Annotated in this window: 20 protein-coding genes; all 20 read right to left on the minus strand. The window is 51.3% G+C overall.

What is annotated here, in order from left to right; genetic code table 11:
* Nucleotides 1-11: 11 nt before the first annotated feature.
* Nucleotides 12-251 carry a phage exclusion lipoprotein Cor gene (gene cor, locus KIF87_RS23545; protein ID WP_249665772.1) on the minus strand — a complete coding sequence of 80 codons (240 nt, stop codon included), beginning with the start codon at nt 249-251 and terminating at the stop codon, nt 12-14.
* A 108-nt stretch (nt 252-359) separates the two neighbouring features.
* Nucleotides 360-1037 (minus strand): hypothetical protein, encoded by a 678-nt coding sequence (locus KIF87_RS01355; RefSeq protein ID WP_213327674.1) that lies wholly within the window; start codon nt 1035-1037, stop codon nt 360-362.
* Nucleotides 1037-1339: a hypothetical protein gene (locus KIF87_RS01360; protein ID WP_213327675.1), complete on the minus strand. Its 303-nt coding sequence runs from the start codon at nt 1337-1339 to the stop codon at nt 1037-1039. Before KIF87_RS01360 ends, KIF87_RS01355 begins: the two co-directional genes overlap by 1 nt.
* On the minus strand, nt 1339-4524 hold the full coding sequence (locus tag KIF87_RS01365; protein WP_213327676.1) for a TipJ family phage tail tip protein: 3186 nt from the start codon (nt 4522-4524) through the stop codon (nt 1339-1341). The genes KIF87_RS01360 and KIF87_RS01365 overlap by 1 nt, the downstream gene beginning before the upstream one ends.
* Before the next feature lie 53 nt (nt 4525-4577).
* Nucleotides 4578-5294 (minus strand): YnfC family lipoprotein, encoded by a 717-nt coding sequence (locus tag KIF87_RS01370; RefSeq protein WP_213327677.1) that lies wholly within the window; start codon nt 5292-5294, stop codon nt 4578-4580.
* 53 nt (nt 5295-5347) lie between these two features.
* Nucleotides 5348-5938 (minus strand): tail assembly protein, encoded by a 591-nt coding sequence (locus tag KIF87_RS01375; protein WP_087822681.1) that lies wholly within the window; start codon nt 5936-5938, stop codon nt 5348-5350.
* On the minus strand, nt 5938-6660 hold the full coding sequence (locus KIF87_RS01380) for a C40 family peptidase (protein WP_213327678.1): 723 nt from the start codon (nt 6658-6660) through the stop codon (nt 5938-5940). The genes KIF87_RS01375 and KIF87_RS01380 overlap by 1 nt, the downstream gene beginning before the upstream one ends.
* Nucleotide 6661: 1 nt before the next feature.
* Nucleotides 6662-7417: a phage minor tail protein L gene (locus KIF87_RS01385; RefSeq protein WP_213327679.1), complete on the minus strand. Its 756-nt coding sequence runs from the start codon at nt 7415-7417 to the stop codon at nt 6662-6664.
* Nucleotides 7414-7761, minus strand: coding sequence for a phage tail protein (locus KIF87_RS01390; protein WP_049136378.1), 348 nt, complete (start codon nt 7759-7761; stop codon nt 7414-7416). The genes KIF87_RS01385 and KIF87_RS01390 overlap by 4 nt, the downstream gene beginning before the upstream one ends.
* Nucleotides 7762-8097: 336 nt before the next feature.
* Nucleotides 8098-11010 carry a phage tail tape measure protein gene (locus tag KIF87_RS01395; RefSeq protein WP_213327680.1) on the minus strand — a complete coding sequence of 971 codons (2913 nt, stop codon included), beginning with the start codon at nt 11008-11010 and terminating at the stop codon, nt 8098-8100.
* A complete protein-coding gene (locus KIF87_RS01400) occupies nt 11007-11321 on the minus strand; it encodes a DUF1799 domain-containing protein (protein ID WP_193939957.1) in 315 nt (104 codons plus the stop codon). Before KIF87_RS01400 ends, KIF87_RS01395 begins: the two co-directional genes overlap by 4 nt.
* A complete protein-coding gene (locus KIF87_RS01405; protein WP_047652150.1) occupies nt 11318-11629 on the minus strand; it encodes a phage tail assembly chaperone in 312 nt (103 codons plus the stop codon). Before KIF87_RS01405 ends, KIF87_RS01400 begins: the two co-directional genes overlap by 4 nt.
* Before the next feature lie 65 nt (nt 11630-11694).
* Nucleotides 11695-12366 (minus strand): phage tail protein, encoded by a 672-nt coding sequence (locus tag KIF87_RS01410; protein WP_046092062.1) that lies wholly within the window; start codon nt 12364-12366, stop codon nt 11695-11697.
* A gap of 66 nt (nt 12367-12432) precedes the next feature.
* The gene (locus tag KIF87_RS01415; RefSeq protein WP_087822686.1) at nt 12433-12843 is read right to left on the minus strand and encodes a DUF4128 domain-containing protein; all 411 of its coding nucleotides are present in this window, start codon (nt 12841-12843) and stop codon (nt 12433-12435) included.
* Nucleotides 12840-13424 carry a hypothetical protein gene (locus KIF87_RS01420; protein ID WP_213327681.1) on the minus strand — a complete coding sequence of 195 codons (585 nt, stop codon included), beginning with the start codon at nt 13422-13424 and terminating at the stop codon, nt 12840-12842. Before KIF87_RS01420 ends, KIF87_RS01415 begins: the two co-directional genes overlap by 4 nt.
* 1 nt (nt 13425) lies before the next feature.
* Complete coding sequence (locus KIF87_RS01425; protein ID WP_024907202.1) at nt 13426-13776, minus strand: hypothetical protein; 351 nt, start codon at nt 13774-13776, stop codon at nt 13426-13428.
* A complete protein-coding gene (locus KIF87_RS01430; RefSeq protein WP_213327682.1) occupies nt 13776-14258 on the minus strand; it encodes a DnaT-like ssDNA-binding protein in 483 nt (160 codons plus the stop codon). Before KIF87_RS01430 ends, KIF87_RS01425 begins: the two co-directional genes overlap by 1 nt.
* 36 nt (nt 14259-14294) lie before the next feature.
* Complete coding sequence (locus KIF87_RS23550) at nt 14295-14594, minus strand: Ig-like domain-containing protein (RefSeq protein ID WP_162791116.1); 300 nt, start codon at nt 14592-14594, stop codon at nt 14295-14297.
* On the minus strand, nt 14576-15529 hold the full coding sequence (locus tag KIF87_RS01440) for a major capsid protein (protein ID WP_073001205.1): 954 nt from the start codon (nt 15527-15529) through the stop codon (nt 14576-14578). Before KIF87_RS01440 ends, KIF87_RS23550 begins: the two co-directional genes overlap by 19 nt.
* Nucleotides 15530-15540: 11 nt before the next feature.
* The gene (locus tag KIF87_RS01445) at nt 15541-16311 is read right to left on the minus strand and encodes a hypothetical protein (RefSeq protein WP_024907199.1); all 771 of its coding nucleotides are present in this window, start codon (nt 16309-16311) and stop codon (nt 15541-15543) included.
* Between the last annotated feature and the right edge of the window lie 76 nt (nt 16312-16387).

A 16387-nucleotide genomic window follows, 5' to 3' on the forward strand; every position in this document is an offset into this window, starting at 1 on the left:
TTTCGTGTTGTTCATTTTGAACAGGTCGACCTGGTAAAGTTGTTTTTACTTATCCACCGCCAGCTGAAGGGATATCCAGCTTTGTATTCAACCTGGCTTGCTACTTGTCGCACACCATATATCTGTACGGTTTGTTCCTGCCCACCTAAAAGGGTTACAGCCTCACACACAGGAAGCTGCTTCTCAAAAATGTTTGCTGAGCAAGCAGAAAGAAGACAGACAATTAGCAAACTGCCGAGTATTTTTTTCATTTTTTATCCCTGAGGTAATTCGTACTTTGAAACTTAACCTGACGGGAAAATTAATAAAAATAGATTGAACAGATCAATATCGATTAATTGATCGTTTTAAACGATCAATTAATCAAATGCAGCCGTGTTGATTGCCGTCAAAGCTATTCCAGTCGTAGTTCCTCCCGCAGCAGAACCGGTAACCGTTGTCGAAGGTGCGGCATTAATCCTGCTTGATGAACCATTAAACCGACATCCTGAGTAGGCTGTGATATTCACAATAGTGGGTGGTTTAGTGTTATTGTTCTGGATGATCTGGGAGCCAAGAATAGCGGGTGCCACCGCATAACTACCAAGCAGAGTGACGTCAATATTAATTCCACCTGTCGTAGCTCCAGGCGTTCCAACAGTCACAAGGTCACTCAATATCCGACTCTCGTTTGTCAGAACCAACTTCCCGGTTGCATCCCAGATAGCAAATCCCCATTTTGGCAATGTCTGAGGATAAATAGCAAAGATGTAAGCCGTTAATGTATGTGCCTGTCCATAGGCATTGCTTGAACCAACAAGAATATTACCTCCTGATCTGGCTGCACTAACCATAGTAGGCTGAGCAGTGTCACTCGTTTTGCAAAAAACCATTGCTGGGTAAGAAACGTCCAGAGCTACTGTTGCAGATGCGCTGTGATATACCCCGCTTGCTACTGAGTTAACCACTACCCTCCTGTAGAGGCAAAATGGTGTGGACTGTGGCGTAATAAAGGGATTCCCATTATCCAGGGCTATCAGTGCGCCATAATCAGCCATTATGCCTTCTCCACAAAAACTACAAGCTCGCATTCAGAGGCTGGATAGTTTCCAATCCCTACGCTGCTTGCCGTTCCAAGAGTTATCGTATTTCCGCTGGCGACAATACGGCGCCCCACCGAGACCGCTCCTTTATCCAGAGAGACGACAAACCCGACCTTCATTCCTGCGGGAATGGTAAAAGACCAGCTTCCGCTGTTCTGCCCCTCAGAAAGTTGAATATGGCCGACCACTGAAACTGGCTTAATACCATAATTGTTCGGGTTGCCATTGGCATCCCATGTCTGAATGCCCCACGTCATTAAAATACCCCTGTAAGTTTACCAATCTGTACGCGGAGGACGCCATTCGCATCCCTGATGCTGTCAGTAACGTTCGTGGTCTTTCTTGCGCCCTGCCCGTCACTGCCGTAGTTCTCCCAGGCCCCCCCTTTATCCAGCTTCCACCCGGACTGCCCTGGGACGTAATTGTTGGACTGGATGAAGTTGCCAATTTTGGCATTGGTGATCGTGCCATCCTGAATAAACGCTGAGCTCATAAAGACCTGACCATTAACCACCGCGAACGGTGAATATTGGGCGTCACCACTGCCACTCATCAATACAAACTGATTAGCGTTGAACCCAATACGGGTAACTACCGGCTTCCCGGCCTCAGCAAGCACAGCAATCGACATCCCGGCGTTGTACATCACCCCGTTTATCCTCACGCCTGTTTTAAGGGTGTAGATTGCCGAAGCACCGGAGGCATCGACGACGGCTGTAAGCTTGTCTTCCAGAGAAGCGGTGACGTTGTCGATCTGCGCCTGCACCTGTGTCGACATTTCGGCCATTGCCCTATCCACCTCAGCAATAGTCGTTTTCACAACCAGGATATCGGCGCGTACTTCTCCGTATTGCGCCCATTGATGTTCAACTGTTCCGTGGTTGGCCAGCGCGTTCTGCATTGCAGCTTCAAGATTGGTATCAATATCGCTGGTCAGGCGGTCGCCGTCGGCCGAGGTAAGGAAATCGTCTGCGATTTCACCCAGATAATCATCAGCATTATCGTTAGACATCCCCCTAATCCAGTCGGTGTAACCGGACTCGTTACCCGTTCTGTCAACCAACTGCGCGCGATACCAGAATTCCTGCCCGGCTTTCAGCCCGAGCTGGGTATATTCAGCAGATGGATAAGGTACGTCCGATAGCAGCAACGGATCGGAAAAGTCGCTGTTGGCCGTGTACTGGATTTCTGTTTTGAGGGTATCGCCGGTGTTTCCCGGGAACCCCCAGTTCAGACGAATACCCCAGTTAATGCCCGTAGCCATAAAGCCCACTGGCTTGGGCGGATTGCCCACTTTGCCGGTCAACGTCTTCTCTTCTGAATATCCCCACCCGGATGAAATTTCCGCTGCATTGATAGCACGCACGCGCACCAGGTACCGTCCGGCGTAGATGCCGGAAACGTCAAAGGAAGCAGTGGAGCTACGAGGCACGTTAACCCAGTTCCCATCGTTGCGGCGCCACTGCGCCTCATAAGCGATGGCATTTTGTGCCTGGTCCCAGCTTACGCGCATGGTTTCGACGCTGATATTCTGCTGAACCACCGAAAACGAGCTGATCGCGATGTTGGCTGGCGGCGACTGATTACCTGGAGGGATGACACTTACCGGCCGCTGATCAATGATGGCACCCGTATCGATTCGGGCATATTTATCCGGATCGTGATTTGCCCCCGTGATGGTATATGTCCCGTCATTGTTATCGGTGACACTAATTACCCTGTACTGCTGCGCATAAAGTTCATCAGATTCAATTACCCATACAGCCTCAGCCTGCGGAAGTTCACTAAAGGAAGTTGTTACGGTGACCATTTCGCCGGACAGGGACTGAATCGTTCGGGATTGAGTGATACCCGACGGCAGGTTTACCATTATCCTGTCACCGGCCTTAGCACTTGGCACCCGGTCAAGCTTGAGGACTCGACCATTAACCGCGGATAATCGACCGCCTAAATCTCTCCCTGAAAGATTTCGGTCAGAAACAGCAATTATGTACCCCGGCTGAGGAATATTGCCGTCCAGACCAACGTCAAACGTTACAATCCTATCTTTATTGTTGGTCAGGATCCCCCAGCGCCCTTTTCTGTTAGCCTCAGACTGCCGGGTGCAACCGATGGCGGTGATCTCAAGCTGGTTGAAACCATAGCGCGCCACCAGCTCCTGTTCGAAGACTGGCTCTATTGCATCAGCATAGCCATTTGCCGGATCAGACCAGGATACAAGAGCGTTTGTGTAGCGACTTTTGGTTGTGCTGCTGGAATACACAAATTTGCCGTCGACTACGTTAGCGTGCGTGTAGGTAAAATCGACATCTCTGGGCATGTCTGCAAGGGCAACAATCTGGTCGTCTCCCCAGTAGGTCATGCCTCGAAAAATGGCGGCAAAATCTCGCAGGACGGTGTAAGCGTCATTTCGATCCTGAATGTATACGTTGCAGGTGTAACGCGGTTCAGTTCCGCTACCACCCTTACCATCCGGTACCGGTTGATCACAATATTGAGCGACCTGATAAAGCGTCCATTTGTCGATATTGGCTGCCGTTAGCCGATTACCAAGGCCGAAGCGGTCAGTGACCACCAGATCGTAAAATATCCACGCAGGGTTATCTGTCCATGCCCACTTAAAAGCGCCCGTCCAGATGCCGCTGTACGTTCGTGTTTCTGGGTCATAGTTATCGGGCACACGAATAACACGTCCGCGAGGCTCGCAGGATATTTGCGGTATCGAGCCATTGAACTGGCTCGAATCAAATTCGATGTACAGTAGCGCGGTATTCGGATAGCGCAGTTTGGCGTCGATTACTTCTGTGAAGCTTTGCAGCGTCATCGTGTCGCCAATCTTCGCGCTATTTGCGTCAGCTGTAATCTTGCGCACCCTGATGGTCCAGGTGCTGCCTGCCTGAGGTAAATCAATACGGTGGCTGCGTTCATAACCAGAGGTGGTTTTCCCTGTCACGCTGGTATTTAGCACCGTCTGCCAGGTGCCGCCATCTGTCTGCAGGTCAATTGCGTAGTTGACCGAATAGCCAACCAGATCGCCATCATCCTCCTGTTTGAAGAGGGAAGGCCATTTTAGACGCAGGCGAACAGCTGAAAGCTGCGTATTGGTGAACGTGCGCGTCCACGCTGTAGAGCTGGAAACTTCGGAACCTACATTGATTTCATTTTCGGTACCCGGGATCCCTTGAATGTATTTTTGCGCCTGAGTTCCAGAACGAAACTCCCACGCCACACCGCTGAAGTTCTGTGAACCATCTGCGTTCTCAAGTGCGGTGCCATCGAGATAAATATCGCGCGCAGTAAGGCCACCAGCAAACTCCCCCTCTCCCAGCGCGAGAAGGATTTTTGCCTTGGCTACTGACTGCAGATCGTCTGGCTGTTCTGTAGGAGTTCTTGAGCTTGAACTGCCGCCCTTGCGGCCTTTAATAGCGGTTGCTATAGCCATATTGCGCCCATAAAAAAAGCCACCCAGAGGTGGCTTATTGAAATGTGTTTAATCTAGTAGAATTCAACTTTCGTATTCGCTGTCATTAGTACTGGCTTCGGCACAGGATTCCCTGCGCTCTGCATTGTTACTTTACATATTTCAGGAACAAGCTTTTCGCTATAATGACACGTATTCGTTGCTGTATAACCGTCCGAGTAAACTGATGTGTTTATAATTTTATAATCAAGAGGCTTCCTGTCTTTATCAACATAAGATATTTCGTTTTTAGAGAGGACCTTTCCAGAACCATAAAACTCAGAACGTATCAAATTAGAATTATCATCATAAAAATGCTCAGATATTTTCTTACCTAAATAATAGGTATTTTTAATTAAGCCATTCGAGTAAAGACTATATCGCAACTCGTCACCATTTTCATTCTTACTCAAAATATTACATTTTTCATCGAGCTGTATAGAGAAAGGCTTACCATCTCTCTGGCCAACAAGACTTCCATTGCTATTTTTTAGATTTGTTTCATGACCAGACGAAACGTTATCAAGATTTAAGCTTTCGACACAACCATTCTTAGCTAGTCTGATGGCGATTTTATAAGTGACCTTACCATTTTCTTCAACATCAGTATCTAATGATTTGACAGCTCCTTTAACTGGATTGAAATCAAACATAGTAGATAAATTATAGAGGAGAGGTATGTAATGGTTATCAGCTAAAGCCATGCCTGAAAATAAGGAAGTACAAAGGAAAAGAGTAGATATTTTTTTCATTTTTGAATCTAAGCTCAAGTTACCCCAAATTAAGTAAGCCCATTACAGCATGCTTACTGCTGATCTTCAACATAGATACCGGCGGAGATGATCGCTCCACCGATGCGGCGTTTGCCGTAAAGGAGCGGCACAGGATTACCCTGGGCTGTCGTATTGGTTACTCCACCAAATGCGTAGCTGGCCTTATTGTCTGCCGATTGCTTGCTGGCTAGTCCTGTTGTCTGTGGAGAAAGCATTTGAACGACACCGCCAAGGGCCATCGCAGCGCCAAATTGCATTAGAGGAACGCCGACAGCACCACCGCCAAAGTATGACGCCACAGCACCAACTGCGACCAAAGCCACGCCTAAGATGGTCTGGAATACTCCACCACGTTTGCTCCCGAGGATAACCGGCGCAATACGGATGTCAGCTGTACTCTGATCCATAGAGAGCTCATCATCGTTCAGGTTACGCTTACCGCTGAAAACAGCGTAGGTTAGGCCGCGCTGCTTGCTGGTATTCAAAAAACGCTCAAAGCCTGGCACGATAACGCACAATGCGCGGATGGCTTCTTTTGGTGAGGCTACCGAAAGTTGGAATTCGCGGCCAAACGTAGTACCCAAAACACCATATAGACGAACAGTACGGACGGATTCGCACATTATCCCTCCTGCATGATTAGGCTTTTATGCCTGACAATTTTCATGGTTCTCTCCATCCAGTAACCTCCATATGGCACACGTTGACTGAGGTGACCATAAAGATGATGGAGAAGCATGTTCCCCTCCAGCAAGATCCCTGAATGGTTCCACTTATTCGATTCCACCTGCATGATGATCAAATCGCCCGGCATTGGTGATCCACTGAATTCTCGGAACCCACATTCGTACCAGCAATCCTGATAGAAATTATCCGGATAGGAGTCCTCCCACCACGGATAATCAACACGGTAATCCTGAAGTTCGACAGCATGCTCCTGCCGGAAATAGCTCATCACTAGCCCCCAACAGTCGTAGTGTCCGAGCACAAACGGGCGCCCGAGCAGCGGCAATTCTCCGCGGGGAGTAATGGTACGAAAGTCTCCTTCCGGCCAACTGACAATATGCCAGGGCAGCAACGTTGCATCGCATTGAGCCTTGTCCAGTTCACTTGGTTGGGTCGTCGCATCAGGGTGACTATGTACGATTCCCGTTATCGTCCCCCAGTCTTCAGCAGCAGCGTAATCCTCTGGTGCAAGGTGAAACTGTTCCGTTGGTTCGGCAGCCAGATTACGGCATGGGAAATAGCGTTCCACCCGGCTTTTCTGCGCTATCACGCCACAGCATTCGCGGGGATTTTCTTTCGCAGCATGCGACAGGATGGCCTGAATCGTTTTTTGACGCATGTTAACTCCTGATCAAAGATGTTCCCGGAAAACCACCGAAAGGAAGTTCATTATGTTCACCAAACCGAAGCTTGCAGGCGGTGAGCGTGCCGTTGCATTCATCCAATGAGGGATCGCTTACCGGATTGTTGTTTCTGTCGAAGTAAAACGTGCCGGCATAATCGCACCCATCGCCGGTGCGGTACCTATTCCGGATGCACCATGTGCAAAGGGAATGCAGCTGTCTGGTCGGAATCATCAATCCCTGCAGATCCATCGGGCTTGTAAGAACAAACTCGATACTTTCACCGGGAAGCTCGCTATTTTTACCGTCGATATAGAAAACCCGCTTTCTCACCTGCAAGGGATCTGCTGTTGGATTTCCATCCGGGAAATTGCGCGCATCCAGGTAATGCGCAAAAGTGTCATGAATCGTAACTTTGGCCTGCAGCATATCGTCATAGGCCAGACAGAGCGCAGTGATAGAGCTGTCAATGTTGGCAACGGTGAGCGTCGGCTGGGCGCTACTGCCATCGGTTGAAGCTTCCAGTCCCTCGAGCTTATATGGCCAGGCACCATACTCTTCGCCCTGCCACCAGATACTCTTCGCCTTTAACTTTGATTCGTCGCCACCAGCAGCCGCAATCTCTTCTTCAGTATGCGGGAGGTTATAAGCGTGAAAGCGCAGAACGTCGTCCAGACCAAACGCAGAACCGTCTACCTCAAGAAGACGTATTTTTTCACCAGGATCGAGGCGTTGATAATCTTCAGTAATCATGGTGCGTATGCCTGTTTGAAGGTTGCTTTTATGGTCATCACTTTGCTGGATAGCGGCTGGGCTTTAATGGAATCAGCTTCAATCCGGTATAAACCGGTTTCGCCAACAGGAGACGTCCAGATAAAGGATTTTGTGATGTGCTTGCGGCAAAAACTCAGCGCATCGAGCATCTCAGCTTTTTTTCCCGTTAAGGTCATCGGCCATGACTGTTTTTCAGGGTTGATACCTTCACCGGCGATCTGTTCAAAGCCGTCTCCAAAGGATGCAGAGCGTGTTGTGTAAGTGAACTCCCCTTCCATACCCGCTTGAATCTGGGTTCGCCAGGTAAATGTTTCGATCGTCACTTTTCCTCCGGGCATAAAAAAACCCGCCGAAGCGGGTATAATTCGATTAGTCGCTGAAAGAAATTTCATCTCCAATTGTCGATTCATTACGTATATTTGAATGGCTATTACACTACTTCACTACACAGCGAGTTCTCATGAAAACACTACTAATCGCAGCTCTTTCTTTAGCGCTTGTGGCGCCCTCGATCACTTATGCAAAAGGTTCTCGTGGTCATTACACCTACGGGAAAGGCTCCTCACACAAGGGTGGGACATATACAACCCATAAGTATCTGCCCCGTAAATAATTAATCTTGTGATAGCAGGCTCAAACAAGGGACTGCTATCAGTTTATCAACGGCTTTTCATAGCGTTCCAAATCAACCTTCCGGGTTGCAACTCCTTAGCAATTCCAGCACGAACAGACTGATCGATGGTCTGTTTGTAAGCCCGAGAAATAGCATCGTTATTGCCGGAAGTCTGCTGGTGAGTGTTCTGGTTTTGAACGACCACGGAAGTTTGAACGGTTACGCCACCAGCTGCATTCGATTGCAGCCCATACATTGGGGCTGTGCCAACATAACCGCCGTTTGCATACCCCTGAGCTCCACGCATAAGCGCATAGAGATTGCCGACACCTAATGCACTTGTCGCTTCCTTCGTAAACACAAACTCACCGCCGTGTACAACGCCTTTCGGTTGGTATTTACCGCCATCTCCCGTGTAGCCGCCTCCATCAAAACCGGGGACCAAACCACCACCTGAGAAACCAAAGAACGCGCCGATACTGGTTCCACCAAACGCTGACTTCATTCCATTAACCAGAGCCAGTTGGGTCAGCATCTGGGCGATGCCCTTGAGGAAAGTGGAAAGGAAATCTGAGAAGTTAGATTTACCTGTTGTGAAGAAATCAGTCAGGGTGCTGGCCATGCCGGTGAATGCGTTGCTGGTAACCGTCTGCACCTGGGAGTAGACATTGGTCGCGCTGTCTTCGAAATCAGCCCAGCCCTTTTTCGCGCCGGTCAACCAGTCGCCACGCAACCTGTCCTCTGCATCATAGTAATCATTCGCCGCTTTAAGCTGCTTCTGATATCCGCCATCATCCAGCGAACCACCTGAATTTTTCCAGCCGGCGGCGAGCTGGCTCTTTGCCAGCTCTCGCTGCGCCTGGCGGTCACTCATCCCCGCGCCACCCAGTAATGCGGCCTGTTTCTCAGCCATCTGCGTGACGTATTTCTGCGAGGTATCCATGCGCTTGTTCAGCAGTTCCTGCGCGAAAATCTGATCACCCAACAGGGCTTTCTGCCGCGCTAACTGTAGCACCTGGTCTTTACTCGCGAGCAGAGATTGCTCCTGCTTTGTCAGTGAGCGAGATCGGGAGGCCTCTTCCAGCACCTGAAATTTCGCTTCCGTAGTCCAAAGGTCTTTGCGCTGTTGGCTGATAGTGTCGTTCAGCCCTTTATGCTGCTGCAGCGCACGTAACTGTACCTGAAGCGCCAGTAGCTCGGCCTGGGCAGCATCCGTGCTGCGATCGCCAGCCGATAAAGTGCCCTGCTTTCCGGTTTTCGTCTTTTTGCCAAAAGCAGCAACCTCTTCCCGATCCTTCTGGGTGGTTGCAGTACTTATCTTTCTAGTCGTATCGAGGTATTTACCTGCACTGATATCAGCGGCATCCCAGTCTTTTTTCAACTGAGAGACGCTGTCGCCATAAGCGCTGGCCATTTGTTCGTTATAGTCCTGCCATCCCTGCAAAGTATCCGTTTTCGCCCAGTCAGGAATGAGATTAATCGCAGCCGCGATAGAGGAAGAAATGATCTGGTTCAGCTTCTGGAAAACGATCGCTACGCTGTAATAAATTGCGTTGAATTCCTTCAGTGTGTTTGATGCCAGTTCAGCTACCCACTGACCGATACTCTGCATGGCCTCAGATGCCCAGCCCTTGATATCCAGCCACAGGCGACCAAACGGCGTCAATGAGTCGTAAGCCTGTTCTCCACGTTGTGCCATCGTATCGCCAAACAGGTCCATGGCCTGTGTAACTGCAGCAGTCTGGTCCTTCTGCTTCACCAGCTCATCAATGTGCTTAAGCTGCGAAACAGTCAGGAAGTTGTATTGTTCGTTTAGGCTCTGAAGGGCTTTGACCGGATCCTTTTCAATATCCTGATATGCCTTGGTGATGTCCTGCGCCGAAACAATACCGGTTTGAACTGCAAGTGCCGTAGAGCCCGCCGCTTTTTCAAGCTGCTGCTGTGTGAGCGATCCCATGCTAATCAGTTCAGTCATCAGACTCTGAACGGTTTCTACAGTAGCGCCAGTAGAGGCAGCAATCGACTGGGAGGAAGCCATTACCTGGAGCGCTGACGTGCCTGCAATGTTGCCAGTCCTGATAATGGCCTTGTTAATTTCGTCGTAGGCTGTGAAGTAGTCCGCTCCCGCTTTTGCAGCAATCAGAACAGCACCGGCCAGGCCACCAATGGCCACTCGGGCAGGAGTCACCATCGACAACATCGCTTTCAGAGCATTGCCTACACCGCCAAACGAATCGCGCAGCTGGCCGCCCTGCTGAATGGCTACCATATAAACCGGCATACCGGACGCCAATGAAGTTACGATGTCGGTCATTTGCATTGGTAGATAACGCATCGCGTTGCGGTATTGCCCTGCGCTGATCGCTCCTGACTTCCACGCTTCCTCCTGCTCTTTCAGTCGGGCGATCATCGGTGCAGCACGATCGGACACGCCAAGTTGGGCTGCTTTTAGCTCTAACAATTCTGCGCGCGTTTTTCCGATTGCTGTGACCTGCTCTTCCAGCGAATCGATAAAGGTTTTGCCCGCCGCAGCTGCACGCTGCGCTGCCTGTGCCTGTTCAATGCGAGCCCGCCCCTCTGCGGTCTCAGACTCCATGACCTGCGCCAGTTTAGCTCGGGTCGTCTCAAGCACGCTGTTGTAGCGAGTAAAGTCCTCGTCTCCCACCAGCCCTTTACCGCGAAACTTCGCTAGGCTCTCCTGGATCGTGTCCAGTTCATCCAGTGCCTTGTTGACCGGGCTAATTTTATTCAGCAGGTTCTGCAGCTCCTGGCGCTGTTGCTTCAGGCTTTCGCTGTTTTTCTTTTGGTTATCGATACCGGTGCGGAACGTACTGTTCAGGTCATCCGCTTTACCTGCCGCGGCGGACGCGGTCTCCTGAAAGCGATCCAGTGCCTGATTACCGCGCTCCAGCTCACTGGTATTTACGCGCAGGGAAATCGTGGCGATATCGTTACTCATTCCGCCCTCTCTTTATGCATAATTTTTAGCGCAGCACTTTCCATCACCCGGATGTCCGAAAGCGCGGTTGCCTCGTCGTCGACGTTGTGCAGACGCATCACCCAGGGCAAAACGTTATAGTCGAGCCCGGACACGCCGCCCATTCCCGTTCTCCATTGCGTACTGACAGCCTGAAACACCAGAAATGAAGGCCATACATCTGGCCAGACGTCGATGTATTGATCGTCGTAGTCATCCGGCGTAAGCCCGTAAGGCGCCAGTTCTGCCGCTGTGGGTTCAGGCGTATAGAACGCAGAGGCAACCGCTGTCAGTTTTTTTCACGCTGCCCCAGGAGCTCGCGGTAGTAGGTTTCCGGGATGGCCTTCATCGCCGCCGGATAGTTTTCCAGCAGCACCGACAGGTTTTCCGCGTTGAATGCATCGGGAAGTGCCCAGCCAGCAATGATTTCCATCAGAAAATCAGTGGCGGTTTTACCTTCGAGTTTTTCGAGGTCAGCCAGTTCTTTAAGTGGCTTGTGGTTGAACGTGAACGTCAGCACGCCATCCTCATCGCCAGCGCGGGGGATCGAGACATTGGCCTTGAATGTAGGTTTGGGCTGAAGGGTGAATTTGGTCGCCATCGATACCTCTTAACGAAAAAAAGCCTCCGTGATGGGAGGCATGGAATAGTGAAAGCTCTGACGGGTCAGGCGGCAGCGTCAGTCACCTTGTAGAACGTCATCGCCGGTGACTGCAGGTTCAGCACCACACTTACTGTCTCTACCTCGTTAACCGCAGTAGTTGGCGTATCGTCAAAGGACGCCGTGGCCGCCCAGTAACGGTTTTCCTTCGCCTTCGGCACGTACATGTAAGCCGCAACGGTCTCTTCATCTTCGTCCAGTTGGCGCAGCAACGGATATACCGGGAGAGTTGAGTCGTGAGCGATCGAGTAGGTCTGAGAGACTGCGGATTTATAGGTATTCAGGTTTCGCTGGCGGTCGTCGCTCAGGAACTGAATCTGTGTGGTGTTCTGATCGCCACCAGATTTCGACACCTCAGTAATTTGCGGCAGCTCGGTCCATTCAAGCACCTTGCGGATCGAACCGGTACCGCCACCAGCGGCATATTTGTTTTTGTTGGTGGTATTGATATTGCGAAGAGTTACGGCGCTTTCGGCAATCGCATCAATTTTTGCAATGACGTTATCAACACCGGACCAGTTGCAGTTCACATGAACAATATCACCTACCTTGAGAGCGTCCGCTTCACTCACTGTGATCACCATATTTTCGGCGTTCGTCGCCCCAGTGAAAGTAATGGCTGGGCCATAACCCGATGCCAGATAGACGTGAGCGCCGTTAGGCAATGCAAAGCCCATATTGGTTACTCCTTTAGAAACGGGAAAACCGGCAAAGAGCCGGTCAGGTTTAGAAGGTTGTGAGGATTAGCTGGAGATATCAGCTCGGTAATTGAGACTAACGGGAACGGTATAAGAAACAGATGTAGTGATACCGCGGAAAACACCAGGCGTTTGATCTATCCAGCATGTAAAACCCCTGCCTTCAATCTCCTGCCCCTCGGGGAACAATTCAGCCACGCGGTCAGCCAGAGCCGCAACATCGGTACGGCCAGTGCCTGCTGGGGCCACAACGTTAATCTGGTATACACCTGAATAAATGCGGCAGCGCAATCCAAGGTCCAGCGTACGCGGCGTGGCGGGCATGTCATGGACTGCAAGATAGAGCCCATCAGACGGCGGTGTAAAAGGCACGTTTTCCCAGGCAACCGGGATACCTTCAGCATCAGCCCACTCGCCAAGCCTGGCGGCCAGCGCCGCCGCGATATCGGGAATCATTTAGTCACCTCCCTTACTGCTTCCTCAAAAAATCGCTGAAACTCAGCAGCAGTAATGCGTACCATCCCTCCCGGAGCCTGGGAAGAGTGCCCCATCTCCAGTCGGTACGCATAAGGGACGTTGTTGCAGAAATAAATAGCCTTCATCCCGACTTTGAACAGCGACAGCGTGTAATTCCCTGCGGCTTTTGTCAGATTTCCGGTTTTATCTATACGGCCCGTTTCATCTGTGGTCAGTGCATCAAAAGACACCTGCCAGTTGCCCCGAAACCGTCCACCGGTATATCCGGGCGGCGCTTTGATATTCATCCCATCCACCAGTCGAGCCTTCTTCTTAAGTCGTCCGGTTTTAGTCAGGTTGGCAGGGTCCGATTTTTGCGCTTCGTTATGGTCGTATACCGCCTGATTGTAAGAAGCTGCCGTCTGGTTGATGCCCCAGAGTTCGGGGTTGCCGACAGGTGACATCATCACCAGTTGATTAAGGATCCGAATGCCGACTGCGCGTACGACTGCTTCCTGATTCGCTTTGGCTTTGTCCACAAACGCGGTGATGGCAGCCGTGAACGCCTTGTTATCGCTCATGCTATGCCCTCAACTGAGATTTGTAGCAGAGCACCACACCGCCCGGTTTCACCGGATTAGGCTTAACCACGCGATGCATTACGCCGTCCATGTCGATAAGATCGCCGGTTTTAATTTCCTTCTCAGCGGTGAAGACAATCCGAACATCGCCGTTTTCTATGACCGTTCCGTCAATTTCTCCTGGTACGTAATCCGTCTTCACTCCTGTGGCGGTGAACTGGATATCTTCGGAACGATGCTCCACACCACCGATGACGATTAACGTGCCCTTACGCGTGACGTTGTATGCAATGCCGTTCTGCTTGAGCAAACGAGTCGTTGTCGCCTGCATTCGGTGATAGTTGATGGCCATTACGCGCGCTCCGCGAAAGCATTGATTGCATATCCACGCCCACCAGCCAGGTCGCCGAGAATAGCCATTACCGCCGGGTAAGAAGGTGTAAACGCCTCACCATCGGCAACCGCATAGGTCATGGTTACGGCGCCTTCGACACGTTCGGTTTTAACCGCGGCCTCACGAACGCTTGAAAGCAAATCGCCATCAATTACCTCGATAGCCAGCATGCATTGTGCGGTGATAACCTGCCGCGGCACCTGGTCGGGTGGGAAGTCGTGTCCATCCAGAATGACATTTGCGCGTGGCCAGGCCAGCGGCTGTCGAGGGTCTGCTTTGGAACCTACCCAATCAAGCCCTTCCAGGTAGTCCATCGCCTTAATCAGTAACGGTGTGAGCTTGTCAGGCAGCTCAATCCCTCTCAGCGCAGCAAATGACGCCAGTTCATCTTCGCTGGCGTAACTGTTAACGTCAGCGGCGGTGATATCAGTATTAATCATCTGAGCATCCGGTGAATGGGGCTTACGCCCCATCGATTAGCCAGCTGCAGGTGCGGTGAAGGTGATTTCCTCACTTGATTTAGCAATACCATCAACAGTACCAGTGACTGTGAAAGTACCTGCCGTATCAGAGGTAAGTTTGACCGTCGCCCCACCAGCAGAGCCGGTTTGAGAACTGGCAGTGCTGAGCGTGCCGCCGGTTGAATTCCAGGCAACGGTTTTGCCGGAAACACCTGCGCCGTTTAGCGTGTACTTCAGGGAAATGGTGACCGCATCTGTGCTGTCAGCGGTTGCGGAGGTTTTATCCGCTGACAGCGTTACTCCCCCGCTGCGGATCCCAGCTTAATCAGCACGCCTGCCGTAGATTTGTTGCTGGTAAAGTGCTTCTTCCAGTTTCCCGCAGTTCCAATGGCGGTCAGGTCAGGGTTATCACCTTTTGCGGTATCCCAGCTGTAGCCCAGCAGTTCAACGTTCACGGTACCTTCAGCGCGATAGCCAACCGCAAGGTTTTCCTGATCGTTGATATCGTAGGAACGGAATCCCGGCGCCTGAGACTCAGTGACTGTAACAGCCCCAGCCACCAGCCCAAGGATCGCATCAGCGTCCATGGTGTCGGTCACCAGCACAGGTTTACCCAGCGTGCCCGGCTGCCCGCCGTAAACCACCACGCCTGCTTCTTCGTAGATTTTGTTGGCAATCGCCTCATCGACAATGTCGAAATAGGTCGCAGAGTGCATCACGAACAGAGCCACGCGGTTAAACTTGTCACCATATTTGCGCAGGCCACGCGTCAGGGTCTTTTTACCGTCGGTCTCAATGTCGGCAGTTACGACCATGTCGGTGTTAGCACCAATCGCCGCAGTCAGTGCTTTCAGGCCATATTTCACGTAGCCTTCCAGCGTGGCATCTGCCACATCAACGCCGATCACTTCGGAGAATTCGTCGACAGAGCGGCCGCGGCGTTTGAATGCCTCTTCGGTGGTTTCATACGGGCCATATTTCCACGGTGCTTTGACGGATACGGATTCGCCGGCGCCAATCTTCTTGCCCGTCACTTTATCGGTGGAGTTCGTGTCACGCGATTCGATAGAACCGCCCACTTTGTAGAAGGCTCGCTTGCGGAAATCGCCTTCAATCAGCTCGTTATCCAGCAGGATCGCACCGTTGGAAGAGGCGTTGAAGATTGCGAGGTTATCCTGTCGTCGCTCAAGGAAAGCGGTCTGCGCCAGGTCGTCATAAATGATCAGGTCACTATTAACAGTGGTAGACATGGGTTAATCCCTTATTTTGGAAGTTTGAGGAAGGCCTGCTGGCCATGCTTGCGGATATAGTCCGCTTTGTCGCTGGCGCTCATTTCGGAACGTTTGAGGCTGCCACCACCGTTTGGTTTGTGTCCGCCCGCGCCGGTGCCTTCCGCGCGTGGGAACAGATGCGGAGCCGTCTCCTTAAGAGACTCCGCCCACTCAAGCGGGCTTAGTGGGGTTTTGCCGTCTTTACCGAACAGAACATCGCCATTTGCATCAACTGCTACGGCCTCGCCTTCGTCGTTGAGCTGGAATGTGCCTTTGGCACGCAGAATCAGATCGTCGGATGCTTCCGGCAGCGCGCCAGCTTTTGAGGCTGCTGCACGGATTGCATCGCCCAGAACTCGATCCCGGAATTTGTTGGAGAACGCTTCGGCTTTGTCCGCGCGTTCATTTGCGGCTTTGATTTGCTTATCGACGTCAGCACGCAGACGCTCGGTGCGCTTATCGAGCACCTCATCGATTTTTCCGGCGGCAATCAGCTTGGCCTCTTCGTCGTCGGAAAAACGCTGGAGGATCCCGCGCACTGCATCAGGATCGATACCATCAAAGCGAGACAGGTTTTCTTTTTGTTGCTTGATAGTGCCCAGCAGCTCAGAGTTTTTTGATTTCAGGCCAGTGACTTCGCTGGTCACGCGCTCATCAATCAGCTTCTGGATTTCTGGGGTGATTTCGATACCACCGCCACCGCTGCCCTCTCCGCCGCTTTCTGGTGCATAGAATTTCAGAAGCATGTTTCGAATTAACATATTTTCCCCTCGGGATTTTGCCGGGCCTCGCCCATAAAAAAGCCCCGGCGGGTGCCAGGGCGTGAAGAAAGTAATG

This window comes from Enterobacter sp. 120016, from assembly GCF_018383635.1.
Lineage (GTDB): Bacteria > Pseudomonadota > Gammaproteobacteria > Enterobacterales > Enterobacteriaceae > Enterobacter > Enterobacter asburiae_D.

Excerpts from the sequence above, each read along its gene's own strand:
- KIF87_RS01445 (WP_024907199.1), bottom strand. The coding sequence starts at position 16,311 with ATGTTAATTCGAAACATGCTTCTGAAATTCTATGCACCAGAAAGCGGC.
- KIF87_RS01410 (WP_046092062.1), bottom strand. The coding sequence starts at position 12,366 with ATGGGCTTTGCATTGCCTAACGGCGCTCACGTCTATCTGGCATCGGGT.
- KIF87_RS01440 (WP_073001205.1), bottom strand. The coding sequence starts at position 15,529 with ATGTCTACCACTGTTAATAGTGACCTGATCATTTATGACGACCTGGCG.
- cor (WP_249665772.1), bottom strand. The coding sequence starts at position 251 with ATGAAAAAAATACTCGGCAGTTTGCTAATTGTCTGTCTTCTTTCTGCT.
- KIF87_RS01375 (WP_087822681.1), bottom strand. The coding sequence starts at position 5,938 with ATGTGCGAATCCGTCCGTACTGTTCGTCTATATGGTGTTTTGGGTACT.
- KIF87_RS01395 (WP_213327680.1), bottom strand. The coding sequence starts at position 11,010 with ATGAGTAACGATATCGCCACGATTTCCCTGCGCGTAAATACCAGTGAG.
- KIF87_RS01385 (WP_213327679.1), bottom strand. The coding sequence starts at position 7,417 with ATGATTACTGAAGATTATCAACGCCTCGATCCTGGTGAAAAAATACGT.
- KIF87_RS01430 (WP_213327682.1), bottom strand. The coding sequence starts at position 14,258 with ATGATTAATACTGATATCACCGCCGCTGACGTTAACAGTTACGCCAGC.
- KIF87_RS01415 (WP_087822686.1), bottom strand. The coding sequence starts at position 12,843 with ATGATTCCCGATATCGCGGCGGCGCTGGCCGCCAGGCTTGGCGAGTGG.
- KIF87_RS01360 (WP_213327675.1), bottom strand. The coding sequence starts at position 1,339 with ATGACGTGGGGCATTCAGACATGGGATGCCAATGGCAACCCGAACAAT.
- KIF87_RS01380 (WP_213327678.1), bottom strand. The coding sequence starts at position 6,660 with ATGCGTCAAAAAACGATTCAGGCCATCCTGTCGCATGCTGCGAAAGAA.
- KIF87_RS01420 (WP_213327681.1), bottom strand. The coding sequence starts at position 13,424 with ATGAGCGATAACAAGGCGTTCACGGCTGCCATCACCGCGTTTGTGGAC.
- KIF87_RS01365 (WP_213327676.1), bottom strand. The coding sequence starts at position 4,524 with ATGGCTATAGCAACCGCTATTAAAGGCCGCAAGGGCGGCAGTTCAAGC.
- KIF87_RS01355 (WP_213327674.1), bottom strand. The coding sequence starts at position 1,037 with ATGGCTGATTATGGCGCACTGATAGCCCTGGATAATGGGAATCCCTTT.
- KIF87_RS01405 (WP_047652150.1), bottom strand. The coding sequence starts at position 11,629 with ATGGCGACCAAATTCACCCTTCAGCCCAAACCTACATTCAAGGCCAAT.
- KIF87_RS01370 (WP_213327677.1), bottom strand. The coding sequence starts at position 5,294 with ATGAAAAAAATATCTACTCTTTTCCTTTGTACTTCCTTATTTTCAGGC.
- KIF87_RS01425 (WP_024907202.1), bottom strand. The coding sequence starts at position 13,776 with ATGGCCATCAACTATCACCGAATGCAGGCGACAACGACTCGTTTGCTC.